The 1,121-nt window shown below is 71.2% G+C and carries 1 protein-coding gene; it reads right to left on the bottom strand.

The annotated features are described in order from the left end of the window. Positions 1–1,121 (bottom strand): hydantoinase B/oxoprolinase family protein (locus CCN33_RS30000; RefSeq protein ID WP_208621978.1); only part of this gene is annotated, 1,121 nt, incomplete at both ends.

Here is a 1,121-nt window from a genome sequence, read left to right as displayed (position 1 = left end):
GGCCGCGTGGACGACGGCGGAAGGGGCGTTGAAGTTGGTGCCGAGCTGGGCGGAGGTGCCGGTGAAGTCGATGGTGGCCCGGCGCGCGGCCCGGTCGACCCGCACCTGGACACGGATCACGGCGCCCGAGTCGGTCTCGTAGGCGTACTCCCCGTCGTCCAGGGCGTCGATGACGCGCCGGACGGATTCCTCGGCGTTGTCCTGCACGTGCCGCATGTACGCCTGGACCACGTCGAGGCCGAACTCCTCGATCATGCGGCCCAGTTCGTCGGCGCCCTTGCGGTTGGCGGCGATCTGGGCGCGCAGGTCGGCGAGGTTGGTGGCGGGGTTGCGCGAGGGGTACGGGGCGTCGGAGAGCAGCCGGCGGGTCTCCTCCTCGCGGAGGCGGCCGTCCTCGGTGAGCAGCCAGTTGTCGAAGAGGACGCCTTCCTCCTCGATGGTGCGGCTGCCGGCCGGCATGGAGCCGGGGGCGATGCCGCCGATCTCGGCGTGGTGTCCGCGGGAGGCGACGTGGAACAGGATCTCGGGGTCACCTGGCCCGCCCCCGAAGACCGGGGTGATCACAGTGATGTCGGGCAGGTGGGTGCCGCCGTGGTACGGATCGTTGACCGCGTAGCTGTCGCCGGGCCGCATCCGCGCACCCCGACGCCGGACGACCTCTTTGACGCCGGCGCCCATGGAGCCGAGGTGGACGGGGATGTGCGGGGCGTTGGCCACCAGGTTGCCGTCCGGGTCGAAGAGGGCGCAGGAGAAGTCCAGGCGCTCCTTGATGTTGACCGACTGGGCGGTGGACTCCAGTTGGGCGCCCATCTGCTCGGCGATGGACATGAAGAGGTTGTTGAAGACCTCCAGCAGGACCGGGTCCACTTCCGTGTCGGGCCGGGAACTCTCAGTGACGGCCGTCCGTTCCATCACCAGATGTCCGTGGTCGTTCGCGGTGGCCTGCCAGCCCTCGTCGACGACGGTCGTGGTGCCGGCCTCGGTGATGATCGCGGGGCCGGCGACGGTGTCACCGGGCGGCAGGGCCTCCCGGCGGTGCAGGGGTACGTCGCGCCAGGCACCGCCGGTGTGCAGGCGGACGGTGTCGGGGGCGCCGGGGGTGCCTTCGTAGGGAGCGAGGG

Origin of the sequence: Streptomyces recifensis (assembly GCF_002154615.1) — a bacterium.
Classification (GTDB): domain Bacteria; phylum Actinomycetota; class Actinomycetes; order Streptomycetales; family Streptomycetaceae; genus Streptomyces; species Streptomyces griseoluteus.
Note: the sequence above shows the minus strand (reverse complement) of the source record. Positions and strands in the feature narration are given on the sequence as shown.